Genomic DNA, 26,020 nt, shown 5'->3' with positions numbered 1-26,020 from the left:
TCGCGGGTATAGGTTTTTCGCTCTTGCATGGAACCTCCTGAATTGGGCGAATCATATCGCCCTTAAGAGGTGTCCGGGATCATTAGGCCAGTTCAAGCGCGCTCCTACAGATTCCGGGGGCGACGTGACCTGTGCATCTTCCCTAACCCATCGCCCAACAAAAAGCCCGCATCACTGCGGGCTTTTTTGTTGGGCGTGGCCCTTAGAAGCGGAACACTTCCAGATCGGTACGGATCGGCGAGGCCATTGGGATCTTTGGCTTGTCCTGATCGGTGCGGGTCTTGGCGGGCTGGGCGGACTTCTTCGGCTCGTCAGCGACCAATGGCTGCGCAGCCACCGGCTTGACCGCAGCACTCAACTGCTCGGCCAGACGCTGCAACAGCACGCCCTGAGCCTTGACCTGAGCAGCGGAAGTGCCGGCATGCGGCTCTTCCAGGTGCACCAGCTTGCTGTCACGCACGGTGCCGCGACGGTCCAGCAGACGCCATTGGGCATCGAGCACCGCAGGCTGGTTCTCGCCGGAGTCCAGACGGGTGATCGACAGCACCACCTGCACGTCAGGCGTGAAATTGGCCGCAGCCGGCGCCATCACCACGCGCTGGCTGTCGAGCTTCCACGCCAGTTGGCGCAGCAGCAGTTGGTCGATGTCGGCAGACAGACTGCCGGCCCAGCGGCCATCCTTCGAGGCAGTCAGGCTGCCATCGGGCTGACGCTGAAGTAATGTTTCCCGTTGCAGGTAATCAGCAACGGAAACCGGCCCGAGCACAACAGCCACGCCGGCACTTTGTTTTGGCTGGCCTGGTTCGCCGCTGTCCAATTGATAGAGCGAAGTAGGCTGATGAACACTGCACCCGGCCAAACCCAGAACGCCGGTTAACAACAGAACAAAAGGAACGCGTAGAAAATTCATCATTCCGTCCAAGTGGGCACCACACGACGGGCCCACAATGTCAAATACTCAGAGAACATAAAGGCACTCAGCCACGCTGGCGCCAAAGGACGTCATATCATCCGTGAATATGCCCGATGACTCCAGCGATTCTGCGTCGATCTTGGTGACAATACGAAGATCGATCGCTGAAAACGGCCGTTTACGTAGCGCTTTCCACTAACAATGCATCAACTCGCTGGAATCCGCGTGGTAGCTTATTGCCACGTCTGCCCCGCTCCCCTTTGTAATGCTCAAGATCGTCGGGTTTCAGAGACAGCGTGCGCTTGCCTGCCTGGAGCACCAGGGTGGCGCCATCAGGAATGACCGCAAGGTCAGTCACGTATTCTTCGCGGCTGGCCACGCGATCGCCCGGAATACCGATGATCTTGTTGCCCTTGCCCTTGCCCAGTTGCGGCAGGTCGCTGATCTTGAACACCAGCAGGCGGCCTTCGGTGGTCACCGCCGCAAGCCAGTTCTGCTCACGGTCCGGCACCAGGCGCGGCAGGATCACCTTGGCGCCCGCCGGGAGGCTCACCAGCCCCTTGCCCGCCTTGTTCTTGGCCTGCAAGTCTTCGCCCTTGACCACGAAACCGTAACCGGCGTCGGAAGCGATGACGTACAGCGCATCGTCGTCCGGCAGCAATACGCACTCGAAGGTTGCGGCTGGCGGTGGCGTCAGGCGTCCGGTCAGCGGATCACCCTGCCCACGGGCCGACGGCAATGTATGGGCCGCCAGCGAATAGCTGCGGCCGGTGGAGTCGATGAACACCGCAAACTGGTTGGAGCGACCGTTGGCCGCAGCCTTGAAGCCGTCGCCCGCCTTGTAGGAAAGACCAGTGGCGTCGATGTCATGGCCCTTGGCGCAGCGCACCCAGCCTTTTTCCGACAGCACGACCGTCACAGGTTCGGTCGGCATCAGTTCGTTTTCGGACAGCGCCTTGGCTTCGGCGCGCTCGACGATAGGCGAGCGGCGATCATCGCCATAGGTTTCCGCATCCTTGAGCAACTCGGTACGCACCAGTTTGCGCAGCTTGGCTTCGCTACCCAGCAGGGCCAGCAGTTTGGCCTGCTCCTTGAGCAACTCGTCCTGCTCGCCACGCAGCTTCATCTCTTCCAGGCGCGCCAACTGACGCAGACGGGTGTCGAGGATGTAGTCGGCCTGGATCTCCGACAGCTCGAAACGCGCGATCAGCTCGGCCTTCGGGTGCTCGGCGGTACGGATGATGTGGATCACTTCGTCCAGGTTCAGGTACGCAGTGAGCAAGCCTTCCAACAGGTGCAGGCGCTTCTCGACCTTGTCCAGGCGGAACTGCAGGCGACGACGCACCGTGGTGATACGGAACTGCAGCCATTCGCTCAGCAGTGCCTTGAGGTTTTTCAGTTGCGGCTTGCCGTCCAGGCCGATGATGTTGATGTTCACCCGGTAGCTGGATTCCAGCTCAGTGGTGGCGAACAGATGCTGCATCAGCTCTTCGGGATCGACGCGGTTGGAGCGCGGGATGATGACGATGCGGCACGGGTTCTCGTGGTCCGATTCGTCACGCAGGTCGGCGACCATCGGCAGTTTCTTGGCCTGCATCTGCGCGGCGATCTGCTCCAGCACCTTGGCCCCGGACACCTGATGAGGCAGCGCAGTGACCACGATGTCGCCGTCTTCGACGCGATACACGGCGCGCATGCGCACCGAGCCACGGCCGCTTTCGTAGATTTTCAGCAGGTCATGACGCGGCGTGATGATTTCCGCTTCGGTCGGGTAATCCGGGCCTTGAACGTGCTCGCACAGCTGCTCGATGGTGGCCTTGGGCTCGTCCAGCAGGCGCACACAGGCTGACGCGACTTCACGCAGGTTATGCGGCGGCACGTCGGTCGCCATGCCGACCGCGATGCCGGTGGTGCCATTGAGCAGGATATTCGGCAAACGTGCTGGCAACACGGCCGGTTCATCCAGCGTGCCGTCGAAGTTCGGCACCCAGTCCGCCGTGCCCTGCCCCAGCTCGGTCAGCAGCACTTCGGAGTAACGGGACAGACGCGCTTCGGTGTAGCGCATGGCCGCGAACGACTTGGGATCGTCCGGCGCACCCCAGTTGCCTTGGCCATCGACCAGCGTGTAGCGATAGCTGAAGGACTGCGCCATCAGCACCATGGCTTCGTAACAGGCCGAGTCGCCGTGGGGGTGGAACTTGCCGAGCACGTCGCCGACGGTACGCGCCGACTTCTTGTGCTTGGCGTCGGCGTCCAGGCCCAACTCGCTCATGGCGTAGACAATACGCCGCTGTACAGGCTTCAGGCCGTCGCCGATGTGCGGCAGGGCACGGTCCATGATCACGTACATGGAGTAGTTCAGATAGGCCTGTTCGGTGAAGTCAGCCAGCGAGCGGCGTTCTACGCCGTCCAGGCTGAGGTCAAGGGAGTCGCTCATGCGGGCCTCATCATTTTGTCGTCTGGCGCAGCAGCAAGGTGCCGCCGCGCTGGGTGAATTCGAGTTGTTTGATGGCGCTCATACCCAGCAGCACCTGATCGCCGTCCAGACCGGGCACCACCAGGGCGCGCACGTTGTCCAGGACGATATCGCCGATCTGCAGCCTGTTCAGCGTGGCCCGGAACGCCTCGGTGCGGCCATTGGCCGTGCTCACCTCGACCCGGGCACCACGCTCCAGGCGTAATGCGTCTGCCACCGCTTGCGGGATCGCGACGTTGGTCGCACCGGTGTCGAGCATGAACTGCACCGGGCGGGCATTGATCTGCCCCGTCATGACGAAATGCCCCTCGCGATTGCTCACCAGTTGCACCTCGACGTAACCGTCACCGTGCGACGAACTGACGCTGCTGTTCGGGTTTTCCTGACGCTGCTCCCACTCGCCGAAAAACCGCGTCGCCAGGAACAGCGCTGCGGCCCAGACGATGATCAGCATCAGGCGCCCGGCGCGCTTGCCGGGAGGTGCCTGGGTCAAGGCCTGGCGCTCCAGCCACCCTCAGGCGCCGCAAAGCGCCAGACAATGGGGCGTTTTTCGCCATCGGCGCGAGCACCGAAGTTGTTGTCAGTCCCGACCCAGGCGCCCTTGTCGTCAACGATCAGCGCCTCGGTCAGGCCGTATTTCTGATCGTAGAGCCGGTTGGGTTTCAATCCCTCCTTGGCGAAGGACCAGCAGGTTTCCAGTTGCCCGGTTTCCAGGGTACGCCGACAGATCCGGTACGCCGCCCGCTCCAGGGTGTACAGCTTGCCCTTGTACAGCGAGATGTCGGAGAAATCCTTGGCGACCGATTTACCGCCCAGTTCAGGCGGCAGGATGTCGTTGCCGGACTCGACCTTGAGGATGCAACTGGCATCACATTCCCAGCCGTCATTACCCAATTTCGCAGTCAGCAGCCCGCGCTTCTCGCGCTCGGCGGCCAGCCACAGCCGGTCGCCGGCAGGGTTGATCGCGATGCCTTCGAAAATGGCGTTGAAGTGCTGCAGCATTCCCGCCGACTGCGCCTCCTCGACCAGCGCCCTGGGCAGGTCGAGCCAGGTCGGCGCGCCGTCCACGGGCACTTTCAGCACCGTGGCATAGGCCTCGCTGACCAGATAACGGTTGCCGGCAGCGTCACAGCTCACGCCCTCGAAATCCAGATCGCCGCCACGCACCAGCGCCGAAGCCTTGGCCATGCCGCGCAGGGTCGCTGACAGGCCGCTGTCGGGAATGGGCGGAATCTCGAGGACCTGCGCCCGCGCCTTCCACACCGTCGCCGAAGTGTCGAGACGGTACAGCAGCGTGTCGTCGCGGTCGGAAACCGTCCACAGCACGCCATCGCACGAGGCCAGCCCCGAGAGATTGCCGCCCACCATGTCGTCCACCGGATGCTCGGACAACAGCTTGAGCTCCGGCAGCGGCGCGGCGAACGCGGGAGCGGCGGCCAGCAACAGGGCGGCCAGCCAGCCTCGCCTCAAACCATCACCTCGGCCAGGTTGCCTTTGGATTCAAGCCACGCCTTGCGGTCGCCCGCGCGTTTTTTCGCCAGCAACATGTCCATCATCTGCGACGTGGCTTCGATGTCGTCCAGCGTCAGTTGCACCAGGCGCCGGGTGTTCGGGTCCATGGTGGTCTCACGCAACTGTGGCGGATTCATCTCGCCAAGGCCTTTGAATCGGGTGACCTGTGGCTTGCCGCGCTTCTTCTCGGCCACCAGGCGGTCGAGAATGCCATCACGTTCGGCTTCGTCCAGGGCGTAGTAGATGTCCTTGCCCAGGTCGATGCGGTACAGCGGCGGCATGGCCACGTAGACGTGACCGGCCTCGACCAGCGGGCGGAAGTGCTGGACGAACAACGCACACAGCAGGGTTGCGATGTGCAGGCCGTCGGAGTCGGCGTCGGCCAGGATGCAGATCTTGCCGTAGCGCAACTGGCTCATGTCAGCCGCGCCCGGATCGACCCCGATGGCCACGGCGATGTTGTGCACTTCCTGGCTGGCAAGCACTTCGCCGCCATCGACTTCCCAGGTGTTCAGGATCTTGCCGCGCAACGGCAGGATGGCCTGGAATTCCTTGTCCCGCGCCTGCTTGGCCGAACCACCGGCCGAGTCACCCTCGACCAGAAACAGCTCGGCGCGCATCGGGTCCTGACCGGCGCAGTCCGCCAGCTTGCCCGGCAGCGCCGGCCCTTGGGTGATGCGCTTGCGCTCGACCTTCTTGCTGGCCTTCAGGCGACGACCGGCGTTGTTGATCGCAAGCTCGGCCAATTGCATGCCCATTTCAGGGTGCGCGTTGAGCCACAGGCTGAAGGCGTCCTTGACCACACCGGAGACGAATGCCGCCGCTTCGCGAGACGACAGGCGCTCCTTGGTCTGGCCGGAGAATTGCGGCTCCTGCATCTTCATCGACAGCACGAAGGCGATGCGTTCCCAGACGTCTTCGGGGGCCAGCTTCACGCCCCGTGGCAGCAGGTTGCGGAATTCGCAGAACTCGCGCATCGCATCCAGCAGTCCCTGACGCAGGCCGTTGACGTGGGTGCCACCCTGGGCGGTCGGGATCAGGTTGACGTAGCTTTCCTGAACGCTGTCGCCACCCTCGGGCAGCCACAGCAGCGCCCAGTCCACCGCCTCCTTGTTGCCGGCAAACACGCCGCAGAAGGGCTCTTCAGGCAGGCGCAGGAAGTCACTGACCGAGTCCTGCAGGTAGGAGCGCAGGCCATCTTCGTAATGCCACTCGACCTTCTCGCCGGTGCCTTTGTCTTCAAAGCTGACGGTCAGGCCCGGGCACAGCACGGCCTTGGCCTTGAGCACATGCTTGAGGCGGCTGACCGAGAATTTGGGGCTGTCGAAATACTTGGGGTCCGGGGCGAAATAGACGCTGGTGCCGGTATTGCGCTTGCCGACCGTGCCCACGACTGCCAGTTCGCTGGCCTTGAAGCCGTCGGCAAAGGACATTTCGTATTCGTTGCCGTCACGCTTGACCCGCACCCGCACCTGGGTCGAGAGCGCGTTGACCACGGAAATCCCCACGCCGTGCAGGCCGCCGGAGAACTGGTAGTTCTTGTTGGAGAACTTGCCGCCCGCGTGCAGCTTGGTGAGGATCAGTTCGACGCCCGAGACGCCCTCTTCCGGGTGAATGTCCACCGGCATGCCGCGGCCATCGTCGGCGACTTCCAGGGAGTTGTCGGCGTGCAGGATGACCTGCACCGATCTGGCGTGTCCGGCCAGTGCTTCGTCGACGCTGTTGTCGATGACTTCCTGGGCGAGGTGGTTCGGCCGCGTGGTGTCGGTGTACATGCCCGGCCGCTTGCGGACCGGGTCGAGGCCCGAGAGGACTTCGATGGCGTCTGCGTTATAAGAGCTAGCGCTGGGATTGGCCATGGGGTCTCGTCATCAAGTCGTTCATGAAATTTCGGAGTGACGCTATTGTTCCAAGCGTGTTCTACATATTTGTTGCAGCAAAGGCTTTGATCGGTCGCACATTCACAACGACGACAGATCGATGGCCTGGAGCAGTTCCGGGGCAAACCCGGCAAAGCTCAACAGGGTGGGCAGTTTATCGGCAAACCCCTGGAAACTGTGATCGCCACCGGCCTCGATGCGCAGCGCGCACGCCCGGTAGAAGGCCTGGGCGCGGCGGTAGTCCAGCGTTTCGTCACCCGTCTGCAGCCACACCTGGATACGCTGGGGGTCCTGCGGCGCCGGCACTTCTATCTCAGCCAGCGCAGCCACGTGATCGTGGGTCAGCTCCCAGGTTTCGCCGGTGTACAGGTTCTGTTGCGTGCCCAGGAAGCCGTCGAACAACTGGTGCGGATTGACCGCGGGGTTGATCAGCACCGCCTTCAGACCATGCCGCTCGGCAAGGTGAGTCGCATAGTAGCCGCCGAGCGAGCTGCCGACCAGTAATGGCCGACCGCCTAGTTCCTCGATGGCCGCCTCGAGCTGGGCGATGGCCTGGCGCGGGTGATGGTGCAACTCCGGCACGCGCAATTGCTCGCCAAGCCCCAGCGTTCGCATGAGGGAGGCCAGTTGCGTGGCCTTTTTCGACATCGCCGAGCTGTTCAGGCCGTGAATATAAAGCAGAGTCGAATGTTGCGGGTTCACGGGATCGTCTCCGTAAGCTGCGATTCAAGGGGCCGCCTGGGGCTGCCTCACACGGCAAAGCCACGCAGTTTACAGGGACAACGGCGTGAACACTCGTTTGTTGGCGGTGTGTGGCGAATTCAGGATGTTTCCTTCAATACCCGGCGCCACTCAGATCGACCTCGAACAGGTCCGGATCGATGCGCGACACACCGGTTTCAATCTGCCCGTCGTCGAACAGCCGCAGCCAGCGATACCCCGGAGCCTTCGCGTCGAGGGCGAAGTCTTCGCTGTTCGGCGCGAATTGAATGCAGGTCGAGGGCGAAGCCATCAGGCGCAGCCCATCGCGCATCTGGTCGAATTCCTGATGCACGTGGCCCCAGAGCAAAGCACGGGCCTGGGGAAAACGTTCCAGTACCGAGAACAGGGCATCCGGGTTGCGAAGACCGATGGGCTCCATCCACGCCGCGCCAATGGGCACCGGATGATGATGCAGACAGATCAAATGATGGCGTTGCGGCGCCTCGCTCAGGGCCTGGGCCAGCAGTTGCAGTTGCCTGTCTTCCAGATAACCGGGCACAGAACCCGGCACGGCGGAATCCAGCATCGTCACCCGCCAGTTGCCGATATCGACAACGGGGTCGAGCACGTCGCTCTGCTGCGCGGCAATCGCCATCTCCTTCAGTTCATCGTGGTTGCCCGGCAACCAGCGCTTGGGCGCATCCAGCCGCTCGCTCGCCTGGCGAAACGCCTGATACGACTCCACCGTGCCGTCCTGGGACAGATCGCCGGTGGCCAGCACCAGATCGATCTGCGGCTGCTCGGCCAGCACCCGGTCCACGACCGCCGTGAGGCTGTCGCGCGTGGTCATGCCCAGCAGCGCGCCGTCCGCTTCGGCAAACAAATGGCTGTCGGACAGTTGCACCAACAATACAGAGGACGAATGTGAGGATGCGCTCGGCAAAGGCCATCTCCTTGAGCGGGTATGGCCGGATTATGGTGTTTGATTGGAGCAACGGCAAACCCGGAAACAGGGTTGCAGTTCTCATTTGTGCAAGACAGAGCACGGCGCATGGGTGTAATCGGCCCCGTAGCAGTCCGGCTTGCCGACGACAGCGATCTTGAGGGCGCCTCGCCGGCAAGCCGGACTGCTACAGGGCGGTGGGGTGCTTTGGATTTTGATTTTGATCTTTGTGCGCGATGGTGCAGGCGACGCCGAACGCGACGTAAAGGCGCCAGGCCGAGCGCAGGTGTCGTGGAGGGGGATGAGCGGCAGGAAGCCGCGAAAGCCGTGCGGGCCATGGATGGCCCATCATGGCGTGCCCCCGGAACGACGCCGGAGTCGAGGGAAGTCCGAAGGACCCCAGCCAGGAGCAAATGGTTTGCCTACTTTCCCGAAAGAAAGTAGGTCGCCCGTAAGGGGCGAAACCCTCAGGTCCAGTGCACTCGATAACGGATCTGCCCCCAGTGGTAGTGGTCCAGATTCTGGTGAGCATATCCGTTCGCGATGTCGACTCGGAATCACCTTTGCGCCTTTACGGCGCGCTACTTTGTTTCGGCAAAGTAGCCAAACCATTTGCGACAGGCTGGGCCGCGACTTCGTCCCGGTTCCCTCACTCCGGCGCCGCTCCGTGGGTCCGCCGTGATGGGCCATCCATGGCCTGCACGGCTTTCGCGGCTTCCTGCCGCTCAACCCACTACGCGACACCTCCGTTCGGCCTGGCGCCTTGACGTCGCGTTCGGTGGCGCCTGTACCATCGCGTAAGAAGATCAAGATCAAGATCAAGAGCTTTGGTTGTACACCGCCCCGTAGCAGCACGGCTTGCCGGCGGGGGCGGTGTGTCAGGGACAGATGGGTTGACTGACACACCGCTCCCGCCGGCAAGCCGTGCTGCTACGAGAGAGAAGTGCGGATAAGGAATGCTCAGCGAACCGCTTCGAACTCGTGTCCGCAGGCCAGGCAGTGGCTCAGCCATTCGCCGAGGAAGATGTTGAGCTGGGCCTTTTCGTCGGGCTGGTGCATGTCGGCGTTGGGGTACGGGTAGATGCCGCGGAAACGCCGCGCGTGCTGGGCGCCGATGACTTCGGCCATGCGCGCATCGTGGTACACCTGCACTTCCAGGACAGGCACCGGCAGCCACGGCAGGCTGTGTTCCTGACGCACCAGCAGCGTCGAGGTGTACGGGCAGTTCTGCACGACTTCGACCGACAGCACGCCCAGCATCTGATCGCCCTGGGTGACGGCCACCCGGCGGGAGCGTTGTTCGTTGCGCATCTCGGGTAAAAGACGCATCAAGCGCGCGTAGTTCGCCTCGCAGGCTGCCTGCAGCCCGGCAAGGTCGACACGGTAGCGCTCGCGCAAAAGATTCACGACCACAGCCCCCTGATTTCGGCGCGATTGAGCGCCAGCCACTGTATTGCGATGATAGTTGCAGCGTTGACGATGCGTCCGTCTTTTACGGCTTGCATCGCGTCGTCGAACGACCAGACCGACACACGGATGTCTTCGGCCTCTTCTTCAAGCCCGTGGACGCCGCCCGCCCCCTCACTGTCGCATTTGCCCAGGTACAGGTGAACGAATTCATTGCTGCCGCCGGGCGACGGAAAGTATTTGGTGATCGGCCACAACGCGTTGAAGACAAGCCCAGCTTCCTCCTCTCCTTCGCGGTGAGCAACCTCTTCAGGCTGCTCTTTTTTGTCGATCAGGCCCGCGACCATTTCGATCAGCCAGGGGTTGGGGTGCTTGCCGATCACACCCACCCGGAACTGCTCGATCAACACCACTTCATCGCGTTTGGCGTCATATGGCAAGACACACACGGCATCGTGGCGCACGAACAGTTCGCGGGAGATTTCCGGGCCCATGCCACCGTCGAACAGCTCATGGCGCAGGTGCAGACGGTCCAGTTGGTAGAAACCCTTGAAGCAGGTTTCGCGCCGGGTGATTTCATGCTTTGTGGGCGTCGATTTCGCGGTATCGGTCATAGGTTTCTCACTGCAAGGCGCTCAGTTCATGGCCCCATCCTAACGTGCTGACGCGCCGGATGCAGCCCTTGCCGGGCGTTCAGACGCGCAAATCCGGCTGTAAAGGTAGACGACGGCAACCGAAAGGCACTCTAATCCGCCCAGTGGCGAACTGATTGCGCCAGACGCAGTCGAAGCCTGTTGCCGTTGCACCCAAGTGATGGCCCTTTATGTCAACGTCAAGGATCACCATGTCGTTTCTGAAGATCATTTCGATGGCCTGCCTGGCCCTGGTTCTGGGCGCCTGCCAGAGCCTGTTCCAACCCAACATGCGCAGTCCGCTGACCGTTCAGCGTGACGCCTCGGAGCTGGTCAAACCCGGCTGCACCGCCAGCGATTGCCCGCTGGTCAATATCGATACCGTGCATTTCCCGGACGAAGCCAAGCTCGATGCCATCGTGCAGCGCACCCTGCTGCAACTGACCCGCAGCGACACCGACGGCCCGGTGCCGCCGACCCTCAAGGCGTATCAGGAACAGTTCCTGGCCACGGCGCCGGCGCGCTACAGCAGCTATTTGCAGGCCAAGGTACGTGAGCAGCATGACGGAATCGTGGTGGTCGAGCTGTCCAGCTACCTGGACACCGGCGGCGCCCACGGCAATCCGGGCCGCGCGTTCATCAACTATTCGCGCCAGCAACAGCGCGTACTGACGCTGGCCGACATGCTGGTGCCAGGCCAGGAAGCAGCGTTCTGGGCGAAGGCTGAAATGGCGCACCAGGCCTGGCAGGTCAGCACCAAGCTGGACAAGGACACCGAGTTCCAGAAGATGTGGCCATTCAAGCGAACTTCAAACATCGCCCTGACGTACGGTGCAGTGATCCTGAAATATCCGGTCACCACCATCGCCCCGTACGCCATGGGCCACATCGAGCTGAAGATTCCTTACCCTCAGCTCAACGGCATCATCAAGCCGGAACTGTTCCCCGGCCGGAGCTGATCGCCTTGCCCAGGATCAGTTGCAACACGCCAGCGACGATCAGCGCTGGCAGTGTTGCGCCGATGTCCGGGTAGAGATTGGCCAGCAGGTGATAGGTGGAAATCCCGCCCAGCCAGGCCAGCAGCGTCATCCAGCGTAAACCCTCAGTCGCGGCGCCATGGCTGCGACGACGCAGGATGAAGTGATCCACCAGTACCACGCCAAACAGCGGCGCGAACACCGAGCCGATCAGCAAGAGGAAGTTCTGGTACTGCGCCAGCGGCGCGAGGCAGGCGATCAGCGTGCAGATGACGCCGATGGCCAGCGCCAGATGCTCGACCTTGATCTTCACCAGAATCCCGCTGGAAACCGCTGCCGAATGGATGTCGGCAAAGGCGTTTTCCGACTCGTCCAGCAGAATCAGCAGCAGCGGAATGCCCATTCCAGCACCGGCCAGCGCCAGCAGCAGCGCATTGGCTTCGCCGCTTGGGGCGAAGGCCAGGGTGTAGGCAACGCCCAGGGTCATCAGCCAGAAATTGCCGATGAAGAAACCCAGCACCGTGCCGCCAAACACGCCGGTAGCGCGCTTGCCGAAGCGTGAGTAGTCGGCGATCAGCGGCAGCCAGGACAGCGGCATGGCGATGGCAATGTCGAAACCTACGGCAAACGGCATCGAGCCATCTCCGGCCCGGGCCCACAGCGCCGCCAGATCAGCCTTGCTCAGCAGGTTCCAGGTCAGCCAGGCGCAAGCGGCCAGCAGCAGCCAGATGCCCCACTTGCGCAGGATCTGCCGCACGAAGGTCAGCGGGCCGCTGACGGCAAGCAAGGTGGCCAGGCCGCCGAACAGTAGCGTCCAGAGCAGCGGGCTTGTCCACAGGCTGCCTTCGGCAAAGGCGCCAGCGCTCAGCAGCGTGGCCGCGTCGCGCATGACGATGATTTCGAACGAACCCCAACCCACCAGTTGCAGCAGATTGAGGATGGCCGGCAACGCCGCGCCCTTGGTGCCAAGGCTCAGCTTGAGGGCGGCCATGGACGACAGCCCGGTGTCGCTGCCGATCACGCCAACGGCGGCCAGCAGCAGAACGCCCACCAGGGTGCCGAGGAAGATGGCCAGCATCGAGCCGGACAGCCCCAGCCCCGGTGCAAGCAATGCGCCGGTTTGCAGGACCATCAGGCCCACGCCCAGGGAAAACCACAGGGAAAACAGATCCCGACCGCCGAACACCCGCTTGGCAGCGGGGACGGGGATGTCGGGGGAGTAGGTGCCGGGTGTGTTCACGTTGTTATCTCGGAGGAGCATTGTTATTGGATTCATGCGCAAAGCCCCCTGTAGGAGCGCGCTTGCCCGCGATGGCGTTGGGTCAGAAACATCAGGTGTCAGACCCACCGCCGTCGCGGGCAAGCGCGCTCCTACAGAAGGGCGGGTGTGGTGTCAGACCTTCTTGTACAACTGGCTGCCTTCCTGCTTGAACCGCTCGGCCTGCTCGCGCATGCCTTCGGCCACAGACAGGTCCACCGCTTCGATCTTCTGGTTGGCCGCGTACTCACGGACTTCCTGGGTGATCTTCATCGAGCAGAACTTCGGCCCGCACATGGAGCAGAAATGCGCGACCTTGGCCGAATCCTTCGGCAGGGTTTCGTCGTGGTACGAACGCGCGGTGTCCGGGTCCAGGCCGAGGTTGAACTGGTCTTCCCAACGGAATTCGAAACGCGCCTTGCTCAGGGCGTTGTCGCGAATCTGCGCGCCCGGATGGCCCTTGGCGAGGTCGGCTGCATGGGCGGCGATCTTGTAGGTAATGATCCCGGTTTTGACGTCGTCCTTGTTCGGCAGGCCCAGGTGCTCCTTGGGCGTGACGTAGCAGAGCATCGCGCAGCCGAACCAGCCGATCATCGCCGCGCCAATGCCCGAGGTGATGTGGTCGTAACCCGGCGCAATGTCGGTGGTCAGCGGGCCGAGGGTGTAGAACGGCGCCTCGTCGCAGCACTCCAGCTGCTTGTCCATGTTCTCCTTGATGAGCTGCATCGGCACATGGCCCGGGCCTTCGATCATGCATTGCACGTCGTGTTTCCAGGCGATCTTGGTCAGCTCGCCGAGGGTTTCCAGCTCGCCGAACTGCGCTTCGTCGTTGGCGTCGGCAATCGACCCCGGACGCAGGCCATCGCCCAGCGAGAAGCTGACGTCGTAGGCCTTCATGATTTCGCAGATTTCGTCGAAGTGGGTGTAGAGGAAGTTTTCCTTGTGATGCGCCAGGCACCACTTGGCCATGATCGAACCGCCACGGGAGACGATCCCGGTGACGCGCTTGGCGGTCAGCGGCACGTAGCGCAGCAACACACCAGCGTGAATGGTGAAGTAGTCGACGCCCTGCTCCGCCTGCTCGATCAGCGTGTCGCGGAACAGCTCCCAGGTCAGGTCCTCGGCAACGCCATTGACTTTTTCCAAGGCCTGATAGATCGGCACGGTGCCGATGGGCACAGGCGAGTTGCGAATGATCCACTCGCGGGTTTCGTGGATGTGCTTGCCGGTGGACAGGTCCATGACCGTGTCCGAACCCCAGCGAATGCCCCAGGTCAGTTTCGCCACTTCTTCTTCGATGGACGAGCCCAGCGCGCTGTTGCCGATGTTGCCGTTGATTTTCACCAGGAAGTTGCGGCCGATGATCATCGGTTCCAGTTCGACGTGGTTGATGTTGGCCGGAATGATGGCGCGGCCGCGGGCGATTTCCTCGCGCACGAACTCAGGGGTGATCTCGTTGGGAATGCTGGCGCCGAAGCTGTGGCCGGCGTGTTGCTGCTTCAGCAGGCCGGCAGCGCGGGCCTCCTGCAGCTTCATGTTTTCGCGGATGGCGACGTATTCCATCTCGGCGGTGATGATGCCCTGACGCGCATAGTGCATCTGGCTGACATTGGCGCCGGCCTTGGCGCGGCGCGGGTTGCGCACGTGGGCGAAGCGCAGTTTGGTCAGTTCGGCATCGGCCAGGCGTTGTTGGCCGAAGTCGGAACTCAGGCCGCCCAGGCGTTCGGTGTCGCCACGGTCGTCGATCCAGGCCGAGCGCACGTCGCCCAGGCCTTTGCGCACGTCGATGATGACGTTGGGATCGGTGTAAGGGCCCGAGGTGTCGTACACGCAGACCGGCGCGTTGATCTCGCCACCGAAGTCTGTGGGGGTAACATCCAGGCTGATTTCACGCATCGGTACGCGGATGTCCGAGCGCGAACCCTGGACATAGATTTTCTGCGAGCGGGTGAACGGCTGCACCGACCCCGAATCGACCTGGGCGGATTCACTCAGATTGGCGTTTTTTAGTTTTGTACTCATCAACAGGCTCTCCGGACATCATGGTGCAGCGCATGGATTGTCGGAGCTTGAGCCTGAATCGAACGGACGGATGCACCCTGTGAGAATACGGATGCCGAGAATCGAAAAACGAGGACTGTTCAAAAAATGAACAAAAAAGACCCCGGACGATACTCAAGAGGACTCGCCGGGAGACGAGAAATCTTGTTCCCTACGCAGGCGCTAACCTGATCAGGTTCAACGGGATCCGGATTATCCGATCTCAGCCTCATAGCAAGGCACCCCGACAAGAACGGCGTCAGTCTAGACGCCACACCCGGCAAACGCCAAGCGCGGAATTCAAACGCTCGTTAAATGGCGCATCTGTCGGATTGTTGTCGCGATCTTGTGGAACTACACTCGCAACCGGCGCAAAGCGATCTTGCGGCCACGTCTTCACACAGCTGAATTACTAGGGAATGTCTATGCTGCGCAAACTCTCACTGGCCATTGCCGTTTCATGCGCATCCAACGCGATGGCCACAGCAGCGGATTTGCCACTGCCGACCAAGACCGGTCTGGTCAGCGTCTACCAGGAAGCTGTGAACAACAACGCCGACCTCGCCGCCGCCCGCGCCAGCTACGATGCGCAGAAAGAGATCGTGCCCCAGGCCCGCGCCGGTCTGTTGCCGAACATTTCCGGCGGTGCCGACATCAACAACACCCGCACCAAGATCGACGAACCTTCTGCGGTCATCAACCGCAGCGGCACGGTCTACCGCGCCACCCTGAGCCAGCCGATCTTCCGCGCCGACCGTTGGTTCCAGCTCAAGGCCGCCAAGGACGTCAACGAGCAGGCCATCCTGCAATTGTCCGCGACCGAGCAGAACCTGATTCTGCAAAGCGCCGAGGATTATTTCTCGGTGCTGCGCGCCCAGGACAACCTGGCCTCGACCAAGGCCGAAGAAGCCGCGTTCAAGCGGCAGCTGGATCAGGCCAACGAGCGCTTCGACGTCGGGCTTTCCGACAAGACCGACGTGCTTCAGGCCCAGGCCAGCTACGATACCGCCCGGGCGGCGCGGATCGTTGCCAAGCGTCAGGTGGACGATGCGTTCCAAGCGCTGGTGACCCTGACCAATCGCGAATACAACTCCATCGAAGGCATCGTCCACACCCTGCCGGTGCTGGCGCCGTCGCCCAACGATGCGAAATCCTGGGTCGACACCGCCTCACAACAGAACCTCAACCTGCTGGCCAGCAACTACGCCGTCAGCGCCGCCGAAGAAACCCTGCGCCAGCGCAAGGCCGGACACGCCCCCACCGTCGATGCCGTCGCCCAGTACCAGAAAGGCGACAACGACCCGCTGGGCTTCACCAACCCGAACTACACCGGGCAGGACTTCCACGGCAGCGTCGAGCAACGCACCATCGGCCTGCAGGTGAACATCCCGATCTACAGCGGCGGCCTGACCAGTTCGCAAGTGCGCGAAGCCTACGCTCGCCTGGGCCAGACAGAACAACAGCGCGAGGGCCTGCGCCGCCAGGTGGTGGAGAACACCCGCAACCTGCACCGTGCCGTGAACACCGACGTGGAACAGGTGCAGGCGCGCAAACAGTCGATCATTTCCAACCAGAGCGCGCTGGAAGCCACGGAAATCGGCTATCAGGTGGGCACGCGCAACATCGTCGACGTGCTCGATGCGCAGCGTCAGTTGTACGCATCGGTGCGTGACTACAACAACACCCGCTACGACTACATCCTCGACAACCTGCGCCTCAAGCAAGCGGCCGGCACGCTGAGCCCGGGGGACTTGCAGGATTTGTCGCGCTTCCTCAAACCCGATTACAACCCGGACAAGGACTTCCTGCCGCCGGATCTGGCGAGGGAAGCGGCGAAGAATTTCGAGCGTCCTTCAGAGCGGTAGATTCCCCCGTAGGAGCGCGCTTGCCCGCGATGACGTCGGCCCGTGACATTGATGGCGCCTGACCGAACGCGGTCGCGGGCAAGCGCGCTCCTACAACGGTCGCGTCTTTGAAAAAGCCGTGCTGCTCCGGAATCAGATCAACCGACCAATCCCGTCCAGCAACTTCTGCAACGCGCCCTGATTGGCCTTCATCACCGCCAATCCCGCATCGGCCATGGCTTTCGCCTGCTCAGGCCCCTCGATCAACCGCTGCACCACCGCTGCCAATCCCGCCGCATCGCTCACCTCCTCCAACGCCCCGGCACTGCGCAGCATCGCGGCGATTTCGAGGAAGTTGAACAGGTGCGGGCCGCTCAATACCGGCTTGTCCAGCGCCGCAGGCTCCAGCAGGTTGTGCCCGCCGTTGGGCACCAGGCTGCCACCGACGAAGGCGATGTCAGCCAGCGCATAGAGAAACAGCAACTCGCCCATGGTGTCGCCCACCAGCACCGAGGTTTCACGGGTGACCGGCTCGGCGGTCGAGCGACGGACACTGGCAAAACCCTCCTGGCGGCTCAACTCGAACACGCTGTTGAAGCGCTCGGGGTGACGCGGCACCAGGATCAGCAAGGCTTCGGAATGCTTTTTCAGCACCTCGCGGTGGGCCGCGAGAACCACTTCATCCTCTCCGGCATGGGTACTGGCAGCAATCCACACCGGCCGCCCGGTGGTTTGCCAATCCGCTCGTTGCTGCGCCGCACGCGCCAGCAATTGCGGGTCGATGGTCAGGTCGAACTTGATCGAACCGGTGACGGTTACGCACTCAGGGCGAGCACCCAAGTCACGAAAACGCTGGGCTTCAGTTTCGGTCTGCACGGCGATCAGGCTCATCTCGGCGAGCATCGGCCGCGTCAGGCTGGCGAACTTTCCGTAACCCCGCGCCGAACGCTCCGACAGACGCGCGTTGGCCAGAACTGTTGGAATACCCCGCATCGCACATTGATGAATATGGTTGGGCCACAGCTCGGTCTCCATGATCACGCCGACCCTGGGCTGGATATGATCGAGAAAACGCCCCGCCGCCCACGGAAAATCATATGGGAGGTAGCAATGCTGAATGCGCGGCTCGTTGGCGAACATCGACTGGATGCGTTCGGACCCGGTGGGCGTCATGCAGGTGATGGTGATCGGCAGCTGTGGATAACGTGCCAGCAGCGCGCGGATCATCGGCGCGGCAGCGATGCTCTCGCCCACCGACACGGCATGCACCCAGATGCCGCCCTTCTGCATGGGCGGCAGCCCGCGAGCGAACCGTTCACCGATACGTTGTGCATAAGCAGGGGCCTTGCGGGCCCGCAGCCACAGGCGCAGGGCAATCATCGGCAGGCCAAGATGAAACAGCAATGTGTAGAGAGTTCTATTCATGGGCGCGGAGTTTATCAGCCAATGGCCTTCAAATGATGGGTGAAGCATTCGGCCAGCCAGCGTGCGGCAGGCCCCAGGGGTTCGTCGCGGCGCCAGACCATTTCCACCACCAGCGCAGGCGGCGTCCATTCGCTGCTCAGTTCGATCATCTGGTTCTGATAGGCCGGGTATTGCACGACGTGGCGCGGCAGCCAGGCCCAGCCCAGGCCGCGCATCAGCAGTTCGGCCATGACGTAGAAACTGTCCGCGCGCCATACCTGCGGGCTCAACTGCTCGCCGCCGGGATAGCCACTCTGTTGCGGCGCGATGAGCAACTGCCGGTGCCGCGCCAACTGCTGGCGGGTGACCACCGGCGCGCTCGCCAGGGGATGATCGACAGCGCAGACCGTGACCATTTCCACACTGCCCAGCACCCGCCGCTCCAGGGCTTCGGGCATCTGGTCGTGATGAAACAGCAGGCCCAGGTCGGCCCGACGCTCCACCAGCTTGCGCGCCACATCGCCCTGCGCGCCGCTGGCCAGTTGCACCTCCACGCTGGGGAAGCGTTGATCCAGCGCGTCCAGGCTGTCGAGGACCGGCTGGTAGGGCATGGCTTCGTCATGGGCCAGGCGCAACCGTGCTTCCTGGCCGCGCATCAACGCCAGGGCGCGACCGTCCAGCCGCTCGCACTGGCGCAGCAGTTCCCGCGCCTCTTCAAGCAAAGCGCTGCCCGCTTCAGTCAGGCGCGGCTGGCGACCGCTGCTGCGATCGAACAGGCTCACACCCAGGTCGGTCTCCAGCATGGCAATCGCACTGCTGACCGCCGACTGCGCCCGCCGGGATTCTCGCGCTACGGCGGAAAACGAACGCTGCTCGGCGACGCTGACGAACAGCCTGATTTGTTCAAGGCTCCATTCCATGACTCGGCAACCTATCAGCCCCAGAGATAGGTAATGACTTTACCCCATCTGAGCGATCGCTAGAATCGGCAGCCATTGAAGACGTATCTGCAAAGAGGACTTTCATCATGTCTGCCTACTACCTGCTCGCCATCGCCATCTGCGCCGAAGTCATCGCCACTGTTTCGATGAAAGCCGTCAAAGGCCTGAGCACGCCACTGCCGCTGCTGCTGGTGATCGTCGGTTACGCCGTGGCGTTCTGGATGCTGACGCTGGTGGTGCGCAGCATCCCGGTGGGCGTGGCCTACGCGGTCTGGGCGGGCATGGGCATCGTCATGGTCAGCATCGCGGCGCTGATCATCTACGGTCAGAAACTCGACCTGCCTGCCATCGCCGGCATGGCGATGATCGTCGCCGGGGTGGTGGTGATTCAGCTGTTCTCGAAAACCGCAGGGCATTAAGCAGGTTACTCAAAAGCCTGTTCCCCTATAATGGCGCAATTCGTTTCGCCATTTGAGGTGTTCATGTCTTCCGCAATTTCCACTGACGTCCTGATTGTCGGCGCAGGCGTTGCCGGCCTCTGGCTCAACGCTCGCCTGCGTCGGCAGGGCTTCTCGACAATCGTTGTGGAAAACGCCAGCCTGGGCGGCGGGCAGACGGTCAAATCCCAGGGCATCATCCATGGCGGCGCCAAATATGCACTGCACGGCGCGCTGTCCGGCGCTTCGGAAGCCATCGCCGACATGCCCCGCCGCTGGCGTGAGGCGCTCGCAGGCAAAGGCGAGTTGAACCTGTCGGGCGTGCGGTTGCTGTCCGAGGCGCATTACCTGTGGTCGCCGGGCACCCTGGCGGGCAATCTCACCAGTTTCTTCGCCAGCAAGGCGGTGCGTGGCCGGGTCGATCAGGTCAAGGGCACGGACCTTCCGCCTGCACTGCAGGATCCGCGCTTCAAGGGCAAGGTCTACCGCCTGGCCGAGCTGGTCATCGACGTTCCCAGCCTGATCGAGAAACTGGCTGAACTGGCCGGCGACAGCCTGCTGGCGGGCGAGAAGATCGAGCCTCTGCTGCACGAGGGCGAACTGGTCGGCCTGCGTGTCGATGGCCGCGACATCCACGCCCAGCGCGTGGTGCTCAGCGCCGGCGGCGGCACGGCGGATCTGCTCAAGACGCTGAACGTCAGCCATCCGGCCATGCAGCGTCGTCCGTTGCACATGGTCATGGTCAAAGGGCCGACGCTCAAGCCGCTGTACGCCCACTGCCTGGGTGGCGGTCCCAAGCCGCGCATCACGGTCACCACCCATCCAGCGGCCGATGGCCAGTGGGTGTGGTACCTGGGCGGCGAAATCTCCGAAGCCGAGGGCGTGGCCCGCGAGCCTGCCGAGCAGATTGCCGCGGCGAAAAAGGAACTGACTCACCTGCTGCCCTGGATCGACCTGAGCCAGGCGCAGTTCGCAACTTTGCGCGTGGACCGCGCCGAGCCTCAACAAAGCGGCCTGGTGCGCCCGGACAATGCCTTCCTCGACGTCCAGGGCCGGCTGATGGTGGGCTGGCCGACCAAGCTGGCGCTGGCGCCGGACTTCGCCGATCGGGTATTGGCGTCACTGTCGCGGGATGACATCCACCCGATTCCACAACCGGCGCGCAAAGACCTGCCCCGGCCGGCGCTGGCCAAACCTGTGTGGGACGTGCTGCTGCCATGAAGACTCTGCACGATCTGCATCGCCCGCTGGGCGGCCTGGGCATCGACGTCTCCCCTATCGGCCTGGGTACGGTCAAGCTGGGCCGCGACCAGGGCGTCAAATACCCCAACGGCTTCACCATCCCCGATGACGACGAAGCGCGGATGCTGCTCAAGCAGGCGCGGGACCTGGGCATCAATCTGATCGACACCGCCCCCGCCTATGGCCGCAGCGAGGAACGCCTGGGCCCGCTGCTGCGCGGCCAGCGTCAGGACTGGGTCATCGTCAGCAAGGTCGGCGAAGAATTCGAGGCGGGTCAGTCCCGCCATGACTTCAGCCCGGCGCACACGCGCCTGTCTGTGGAGCGCAGCCTCAAACGCCTGGAAACCGACTTCATCGACCTGGTGCTGGTGCACTCGGACGGCAACGACCTGCATGTGCTCAATGAGTGCGGGGTGTACCAGACGCTGGCCGAGCTCAAGCGCGAAGGCAAGATTCGCGGCTTCGGCTTCTCGGGCAAAACTGTCGAAGGCGGCCTGCTGGCCTTGCAGGATGGCGACTGCGCCATGGTCACCTACAACCTCAACGAACAGGGCGAAAAGCCGGTGCTGGACTACGCTGCTGTTCACGCCAAAGGCATTCTGATCAAAAAAGCGCTGGCCAGCGGGCACGTTTGCGCAGGCGCAGGTGTCGATCCTGTGCAAGCCAGTTTCGAACTGCTGTTCGCACATCCTGGCGTCACCGGTGCTATCGTCGGGACCATCAACCCGCTGCACCTGGCCCATAACGTGGCAACCGCTGCCTCCGTGATCCGCCGTCAGAACTGAACGGGCGGCCGACCCCAACGCAAGAAGGAGCCGATATGCCGCGAACGCTGATCCGCAAGAACCCGAGCAACTTCAAGACCCTGCCGCTGTTCGTCGAAGCCACTCCCGAAGGCCTGAGTTACCAGAGCGTCGGGATGCCGCTGAATTTTTCCCAGACGCTGCAACGTCGTCGCAAGATCGAGGTGCAGGACAGCGAGCGGTTCTCCACTGAACTGGCCAACCTTGGGGTCTCGGTGCGCCTGACCCTCAACTGGCAGAACCGCGATTACTGGGTGCTGGTGCGCCAGCGACGCCAGGACCGTGGCGATGTGGTGCTCAAGCTGATTTCCGGTTACGTGCCGGCCCACGAGCTGAACCTGCCGCTGCACACGGCGATTCAGGAAGTGGCCGAGGAATGCCTGATCGAGACGCCCCAGGGCTGGCTCGGCGGGCGCTTCAACGACACCTGGCTGCCTGCGCCCTACGCCGCCGCCCTGCACTACCGCGAGGCCATGCCCTTTCGCCTGAGCCCGTTGTCCGGTGCTGCGCGCCCCGTGCGCTGCGGCAGCATGACCTTGATCGAACGCCCGCGCGCCTATGTGCACCTGCCGACCGCTTCGCTGCAGTTGATCTACGACATGCGCCTGGAAGTGCCCCGCGAAGCTCGGCCGCTGAGCCTGTTTCACGTCGATGAGACGCTGGAGAACGACCAGTTGGTCGCGAGGCTCAACCGCAGCAAGCCTGACCTTTACCTGATGCCGCTGGAAAATGGCGTGCCCTTGCCTGAGCTGTATACGCTCAAGAACGACAAGCTGTCACCGGCGGGCACCCGTGGTTTGTACCTGGCCGAAAGCTTCGCGGCGCAGGAAGGCTGGGTAGTGCGTGAGGAGCGGATTCGCTGGAAGGACTGGCTGATGGCGCAGGGGCTGACGCCTGCGAAAGCGAAGATGCCGGGCATCAAGCGCCGCTTGAAGGTGGGCGCCAAACAGCTGCTGCGCATGGCGCGCAAGACGCTGCATAAAACCTGAAATGCGGTTGGATCACGCGCTGATATCGGCTTGCCGGCGGGGCGTATTCAACTTCGCCACCGCCTGTAGGAGCGCGCTTGCCCGCGACGGCGGTGTGTCAGATATATGAATGTTGACTGACACACCGCCGTCGCGGGCAAGCGCGCTCCTACAGCGGTACGTGGTTTTGCGTTACTGCCCGCGGATCTTCTCGACAATCGCGGTGGTCGAGCTGTTCTCCACCAACCCCAGTACGCGCACTTCGCCGCCGTAGGCCTGGACTATCGGCGCGCCTACCACCTGATCGACGCTGTAGTCGCCGCCCTTGACCAGCACATCGGGCTTGACGTGGGTCAGCAGGTTTTCCGGTGTGCCCTCGGGGAAGCTGATCACCCAGTCCACCGCGCCGAGCCCGGCGAGGACCGCCATGCGCCGGTCGACGCTGTTGATCGGACGACCCGGCCCCTTGAGGCGGCTCACCGATGCGTCGTCGTTGACCGCGACGATCAGCCGGTCACCCTGGGCGCTGGCCTGTTCCAGATAGGTCACGTGGCCGGCATGCAGGATGTCGAAACAGCCGTTGGTGAACACGATCGACTCGCCGTGGGCCCGCGCATCTTCGACGGCCAGCAGCAGTTGATCGAGGGTCAGCACCCCACGTTCCGAACCTTCGGCACGCTGGATGGCGCGACGCAGTTCAGGGGCGCTGATGGCAGCGGTACCCAGCTTGCCGACCACGATGCCGGCGGCCAGGTTGGCCAGGGCCACCGCGTGGGGCAGCTCTTCACCGGCGGCCAGGGCGGCGGCCAGGGTGGAAATCACGGTGTCACCGGCGCCGGTCACGTCGAACACTTCCCGGGCGCGTGCCGGCAGGTGCAGGGCCTGCTGGTCGGGGCGCAGCAAGGTCATGCCGTGTTCGCCACGGGTGACCAGCAGCGCGCCCAGTTCGAGATCGGTCATCAGCTTCGCGCCCTTCGCCACCAGTTCGGCTTCGTCGACGCAATGGCCAACGATGGCTTCGAATTCGCTGAGGTTCGGGGTAATCAGGCTGGCGCCGCGATAGATGCTGAAATCCTTGCCTTTAGGGTCGGCGACCACGGGAATCCCACGGTCACGGGCGGACTTGATGAGCACCTGATGGTTTTTCAGCGCGCCCTTGCCGTAGTCGGACAGCACCAGCACCTTGACGCCGTCCAGCAGGGAGTCGACTTCCTCGCTCAGGGCGATGGCGTCGGTCGCGAAGGGTTCTTCGAAATCGATGCGCAGCAGTTGCTGGTGACGGCTCATGACCCGCAGCTTGACGATGGTCGGCTGGTGGGCAACGCGCTGGAAGCGGGCTGTCACGCCTGCGGCCTTGAGGCTGTTGTTCAGGCTGATGGCGGCTTCGTCTTCACCGGTCACGCCGACCAGCGAGGCCTTGGCGCCCAGGGCTGCGATGTTGAGCGCAACGTTGGCTGCGCCGCCCGGGCGATCTTCGATCTGGTCGACCTTGACCACCGGCACCGGGGCCTCAGGGGAAATTCTGGAGGTACCGCCATGCCAATAGCGGTCGAGCATGACATCGCCCACTACCAGAACTGGTGCCTGATCGAAACGCGGCATGGACAACTTCATCGAACAACCCGTAACTAAGAATGAACAAGGCCGGAATCTTAGCACAGGGTTTGGAAAGGCTTGAGGCCTTGGGGAAAAGTCGGCGTAACAGAACGTGAGGATGCCTGTGCCGGCCCCATCGCCAGCAAGCTCACTCCTACAGGTCTTGCGCAAATCCTGTAGGAGTGAGCTTGCTCGCGATAGGCGTCAAAGGTGATGCGTCGGAAAATCTGCTGCTATACCGCCCCGACCGGTGCGGGCTCATCCAGGCCCATGGCGTGCAGGCGCGAGTAGTAGCCGTTCTGTGCCAGCAACTGGGCATGGGTGCCGCGCTCGACGATACGGCCCTGATCCATGACAAGGATCAGGTCGGCGCGCTCGATGGTCGACAGACGGTGAGCGATGACCAACGTGGTGCGGCCTTTCATGACGTGATCCAGCGCCGCCTGAATGTGCCGCTCCGACTCGGTGTCCAGCGCCGAAGTCGCCTCGTCGAGGATCAACAATGGCGCGTTCTTGAGCAGCGCGCGGGCAATCGCCAGGCGCTGGCGCTGACCGCCGGAGAGCAGTACGCCGTTCTCGCCGACCTGGGTATCGAAGCCTTCTGGCAGTTGCTCGACGAACTCCTTGGCGTAGGCATCGGCTGCCGCCGCTTCGATGTCGCTGCGCGGCGCACCGGCCAGGTCACCGTAGGCGATGTTGTTGGCAACGCTGTCATTGAACAGGGTCACGTTCTGGTTCACCTGGGCCACGTGGCGGCGCAGGTTACGCAGGCGATAATCCTCGATCTCCACGCCATCGAGCAGGATCTGTCCGGCATTGTGGTGATAAAACCTTGGAATCAGGTTGGCCAGGGTGGACTTGCCACTGCCTGAACGGCCCACCAGCGCGATCATCTGCCCGGGCGCCGCCGAGAAGCTGATGTCGTGCAGCACCTCGCGCTCGGTTTCCGGGTAGGTGAAGCTCAGGTTGCGCACTTCCAGATGGCCCTTGACCCGATCCAGCTCCACGGTGCCGGTATCGACTTCAGGCTCCACATCCAGTTGTTCGAAGATGCTCTCGGCACCGGCGACACCCTTCTGGATGGTCGAGCTGACTTCCGACAGCTGGCGAATCGGCTTGGGCAGCAGGCCGGCGGCGGTGATGTAGGCCACCAGGTCACCTGCGGTTGCATCCCCGCGCAGCCACAGCACCAGGAACATCAGCACCGCCATGGCGGTATAGATGACCAGTTGCAGCATCGGCGTGTAGATCGCGCCGGTCTTGGTCATGCGCAGTTGTTTGTCGGTGTTGCTGGTGCTGGCGTTGGCGAAACGCTCTTCTTCGTACTTTTCGCCACCGAAGCTGCGCACCACCCGATAGCCCTGGATGGTTTCCGAGGCAACGTGGGTCACATCGCCCATCGCCACCTGGATCTTCTTGCTCTGCTTGCGGAATTTCTTGCTCGAACTGCCGACCATGACCGCGATCAGCGGCAGGATCGCCAGCATCACGATGGTCAGCTTCCAGTTCATCCACACTAGGTAAAGGAACAGGAAGACGATGGTCAGGCCTTCACGGATCACCACTTTGATCGCGTCGGTCGCAGCGCCGGTGACCATGGTCACGTTGAAGGTGATCCGCGAGATCAGGTGCCCGGAGTTGTGGGTGTCGAAATAGCGGTTGGGCAGCACCAGCAGCTTGTTGAACAGTTGCACGCGCAGGTCGTGGACCAGCCCCAGGGAAACCTTGGCCAGGAAGTAGTTGCCCAGGTAAGAGCCCAGCCCCTGCCATGCGGCGATCAGCACGATCAGCAGCGGCACGGCCTGCAGCAGCTGCAGGTCCTTGAGGTAAGGAGTGTTGGGGAACAGCGCAGCTTCAGGGTTGGTCAGGCCATCGACGAAGTACTTGAGAATGCCTGCCAGCATGGGCTGGGTGGAGGCAAAGATAACGAAGCCAACGATGCTGAGCAGGAAAATGCCCACGTAGGGCTTCACATAGTTCAGCAGTCGAAGATAGATCTTCAGACTGGAGCTCTGTCCTTTATCGGACCCTTTGTCACTCATCGT

At 62.8% G+C, this 26,020-nt stretch carries 21 protein-coding genes and 1 riboswitch; of the genes, 6 read left to right on the top strand and 15 right to left on the bottom strand.

Going from position 1 to position 26,020, the window contains the following annotated elements; all coding sequences use genetic code 11:
* Positions 1 to 202: 202 nt before the first annotated feature.
* The 9 genes from ACIPO9_RS05455 to ACIPO9_RS05415 all read right to left on the bottom strand — a co-directional run bounded on the left by ACIPO9_RS05455 (position 203) and on the right by ACIPO9_RS05415 (position 10,447).
* Complete coding sequence (locus ACIPO9_RS05455) at positions 203 to 910, bottom strand: membrane integrity-associated transporter subunit PqiC (protein WP_274131698.1); 708 nt, start codon at positions 908 to 910, stop codon at positions 203 to 205.
* Positions 911 to 1,091: 181 nt separating this feature from the next.
* Complete coding sequence (gene parC, locus ACIPO9_RS05450; RefSeq protein ID WP_400605613.1) at positions 1,092 to 3,350, bottom strand: DNA topoisomerase IV subunit A; 2,259 nt, start codon at positions 3,348 to 3,350, stop codon at positions 1,092 to 1,094.
* A gap of 10 nt (positions 3,351 to 3,360) precedes the next feature.
* Entirely contained in the window at positions 3,361 to 3,843 is a 483-nt protein-coding gene (locus tag ACIPO9_RS05445; protein WP_274131815.1) for a TIGR02281 family clan AA aspartic protease, read from the bottom strand.
* A gap of 35 nt (positions 3,844 to 3,878) precedes the next feature.
* On the bottom strand, positions 3,879 to 4,859 hold the full coding sequence (locus tag ACIPO9_RS05440; RefSeq protein WP_400779229.1) for an esterase-like activity of phytase family protein: 981 nt from the start codon (positions 4,857 to 4,859) through the stop codon (positions 3,879 to 3,881).
* Positions 4,856 to 6,760: a DNA topoisomerase IV subunit B gene (gene parE / locus ACIPO9_RS05435; protein WP_274131701.1), complete on the bottom strand. Its 1,905-nt coding sequence runs from the start codon at positions 6,758 to 6,760 to the stop codon at positions 4,856 to 4,858. Before parE ends, ACIPO9_RS05440 begins: the two co-directional genes overlap by 4 nt.
* Before the next feature lie 102 nt (positions 6,761 to 6,862).
* A complete protein-coding gene (locus ACIPO9_RS05430; protein ID WP_400606330.1) occupies positions 6,863 to 7,429 on the bottom strand; it encodes a YqiA/YcfP family alpha/beta fold hydrolase in 567 nt (188 codons plus the stop codon).
* Positions 7,430 to 7,616: 187 nt separating this feature from the next.
* Complete coding sequence (gene cpdA, locus ACIPO9_RS05425) at positions 7,617 to 8,426, bottom strand: 3',5'-cyclic-AMP phosphodiesterase (protein ID WP_400779227.1); 810 nt, start codon at positions 8,424 to 8,426, stop codon at positions 7,617 to 7,619.
* A 960-nt stretch (positions 8,427 to 9,386) separates the two neighbouring features.
* The gene (locus tag ACIPO9_RS05420) at positions 9,387 to 9,839 is read right to left on the bottom strand and encodes a DUF1249 domain-containing protein (RefSeq protein WP_400779226.1); all 453 of its coding nucleotides are present in this window, start codon (positions 9,837 to 9,839) and stop codon (positions 9,387 to 9,389) included.
* Entirely contained in the window at positions 9,830 to 10,447 is a 618-nt protein-coding gene (locus tag ACIPO9_RS05415; protein WP_400779224.1) for an NUDIX domain-containing protein, read from the bottom strand. The genes ACIPO9_RS05420 and ACIPO9_RS05415 overlap by 10 nt, the downstream gene beginning before the upstream one ends.
* A 230-nt stretch (positions 10,448 to 10,677) precedes the next feature.
* Here ACIPO9_RS05415 and ACIPO9_RS05410 point away from each other — a divergent pair, with 230 nt between their 5' ends.
* Complete coding sequence (locus ACIPO9_RS05410; protein WP_400779222.1) at positions 10,678 to 11,424, top strand: RsiV family protein; 747 nt, start codon at positions 10,678 to 10,680, stop codon at positions 11,422 to 11,424.
* On the opposite strand, the gene cytX is transcribed toward ACIPO9_RS05410, so the two are convergent.
* Both cytX and thiC read right to left on the bottom strand, forming a co-directional pair.
* Entirely contained in the window at positions 11,393 to 12,682 is a 1,290-nt protein-coding gene (gene cytX / locus ACIPO9_RS05405; RefSeq protein WP_400779220.1) for a putative hydroxymethylpyrimidine transporter CytX, read from the bottom strand. The genes ACIPO9_RS05410 and cytX overlap by 32 nt on opposite strands.
* 153 nt (positions 12,683 to 12,835) lie before the next feature.
* Positions 12,836 to 14,722, bottom strand: coding sequence for a phosphomethylpyrimidine synthase ThiC (thiC, locus tag ACIPO9_RS05400; protein WP_400779219.1), 1,887 nt, complete (start codon positions 14,720 to 14,722; stop codon positions 12,836 to 12,838).
* Between the two features lie 170 nt (positions 14,723 to 14,892).
* Positions 14,893 to 14,997: riboswitch (TPP riboswitch) on the bottom strand.
* Positions 14,998 to 15,165: 168 nt separating this feature from the next.
* Here thiC and ACIPO9_RS05395 point away from each other — a divergent pair.
* The gene (locus tag ACIPO9_RS05395) at positions 15,166 to 16,605 is read left to right on the top strand and encodes a TolC family outer membrane protein (protein WP_400779217.1); all 1,440 of its coding nucleotides are present in this window, start codon (positions 15,166 to 15,168) and stop codon (positions 16,603 to 16,605) included.
* A gap of 132 nt (positions 16,606 to 16,737) precedes the next feature.
* Here ACIPO9_RS05395 and waaA read toward each other — a convergent pair whose 3' ends face one another.
* Entirely contained in the window at positions 16,738 to 18,009 is a 1,272-nt protein-coding gene (waaA, locus tag ACIPO9_RS05390) for a lipid IV(A) 3-deoxy-D-manno-octulosonic acid transferase (protein ID WP_400779215.1), read from the bottom strand.
* Between the two features lie 14 nt (positions 18,010 to 18,023).
* Positions 18,024 to 18,908: a LysR family transcriptional regulator gene (locus ACIPO9_RS05385; protein ID WP_400779213.1), complete on the bottom strand. Its 885-nt coding sequence runs from the start codon at positions 18,906 to 18,908 to the stop codon at positions 18,024 to 18,026.
* A 107-nt stretch (positions 18,909 to 19,015) separates the two neighbouring features.
* Here ACIPO9_RS05385 and ACIPO9_RS05380 point away from each other — a divergent pair, with 107 nt between their 5' ends.
* The 4 genes from ACIPO9_RS05380 (at position 19,016) to ACIPO9_RS05365 (ending at position 22,400) form a co-directional block, all read left to right on the top strand.
* Positions 19,016 to 19,348 carry a multidrug efflux SMR transporter gene (locus ACIPO9_RS05380; protein ID WP_274131715.1) on the top strand — a complete coding sequence of 111 codons (333 nt, stop codon included), beginning with the start codon at positions 19,016 to 19,018 and terminating at the stop codon, positions 19,346 to 19,348.
* A 63-nt stretch (positions 19,349 to 19,411) separates the two neighbouring features.
* Positions 19,412 to 20,587: an NAD(P)/FAD-dependent oxidoreductase gene (locus tag ACIPO9_RS05375; RefSeq protein ID WP_400779211.1), complete on the top strand. Its 1,176-nt coding sequence runs from the start codon at positions 19,412 to 19,414 to the stop codon at positions 20,585 to 20,587.
* Positions 20,584 to 21,393, top strand: a complete 810-nt coding sequence (locus ACIPO9_RS05370) for an aldo/keto reductase (protein ID WP_400779209.1) — start codon at positions 20,584 to 20,586, stop codon at positions 21,391 to 21,393. The genes ACIPO9_RS05375 and ACIPO9_RS05370 overlap by 4 nt, the downstream gene beginning before the upstream one ends.
* 35 nt (positions 21,394 to 21,428) lie before the next feature.
* Entirely contained in the window at positions 21,429 to 22,400 is a 972-nt protein-coding gene (locus tag ACIPO9_RS05365) for a metal ABC transporter ATPase (protein ID WP_400779207.1), read from the top strand.
* Between the two features lie 171 nt (positions 22,401 to 22,571).
* Here the strand turns inward: ACIPO9_RS05365 and hldE are convergent, their stop codons facing one another.
* Both hldE and msbA read right to left on the bottom strand, forming a co-directional pair.
* A complete protein-coding gene (gene hldE, locus ACIPO9_RS05360; RefSeq protein WP_274131719.1) occupies positions 22,572 to 23,993 on the bottom strand; it encodes a bifunctional D-glycero-beta-D-manno-heptose-7-phosphate kinase/D-glycero-beta-D-manno-heptose 1-phosphate adenylyltransferase HldE in 1,422 nt (473 codons plus the stop codon).
* Positions 23,994 to 24,208: 215 nt separating this feature from the next.
* Positions 24,209 to 26,017, bottom strand: coding sequence for a lipid A export permease/ATP-binding protein MsbA (msbA, locus tag ACIPO9_RS05355; RefSeq protein ID WP_274131720.1), 1,809 nt, complete (start codon positions 26,015 to 26,017; stop codon positions 24,209 to 24,211).
* Positions 26,018 to 26,020 lie beyond the last annotated feature (3 nt).

This window comes from Pseudomonas sp. NPDC090203, assembly GCF_044746765.1.
Lineage (GTDB): Bacteria > Pseudomonadota > Gammaproteobacteria > Pseudomonadales > Pseudomonadaceae > Aquipseudomonas > Aquipseudomonas putida_AD.
The sequence above is the reverse complement of the archived record's forward strand: the minus strand, read 5'-3'. Positions and strand labels throughout refer to the sequence as shown.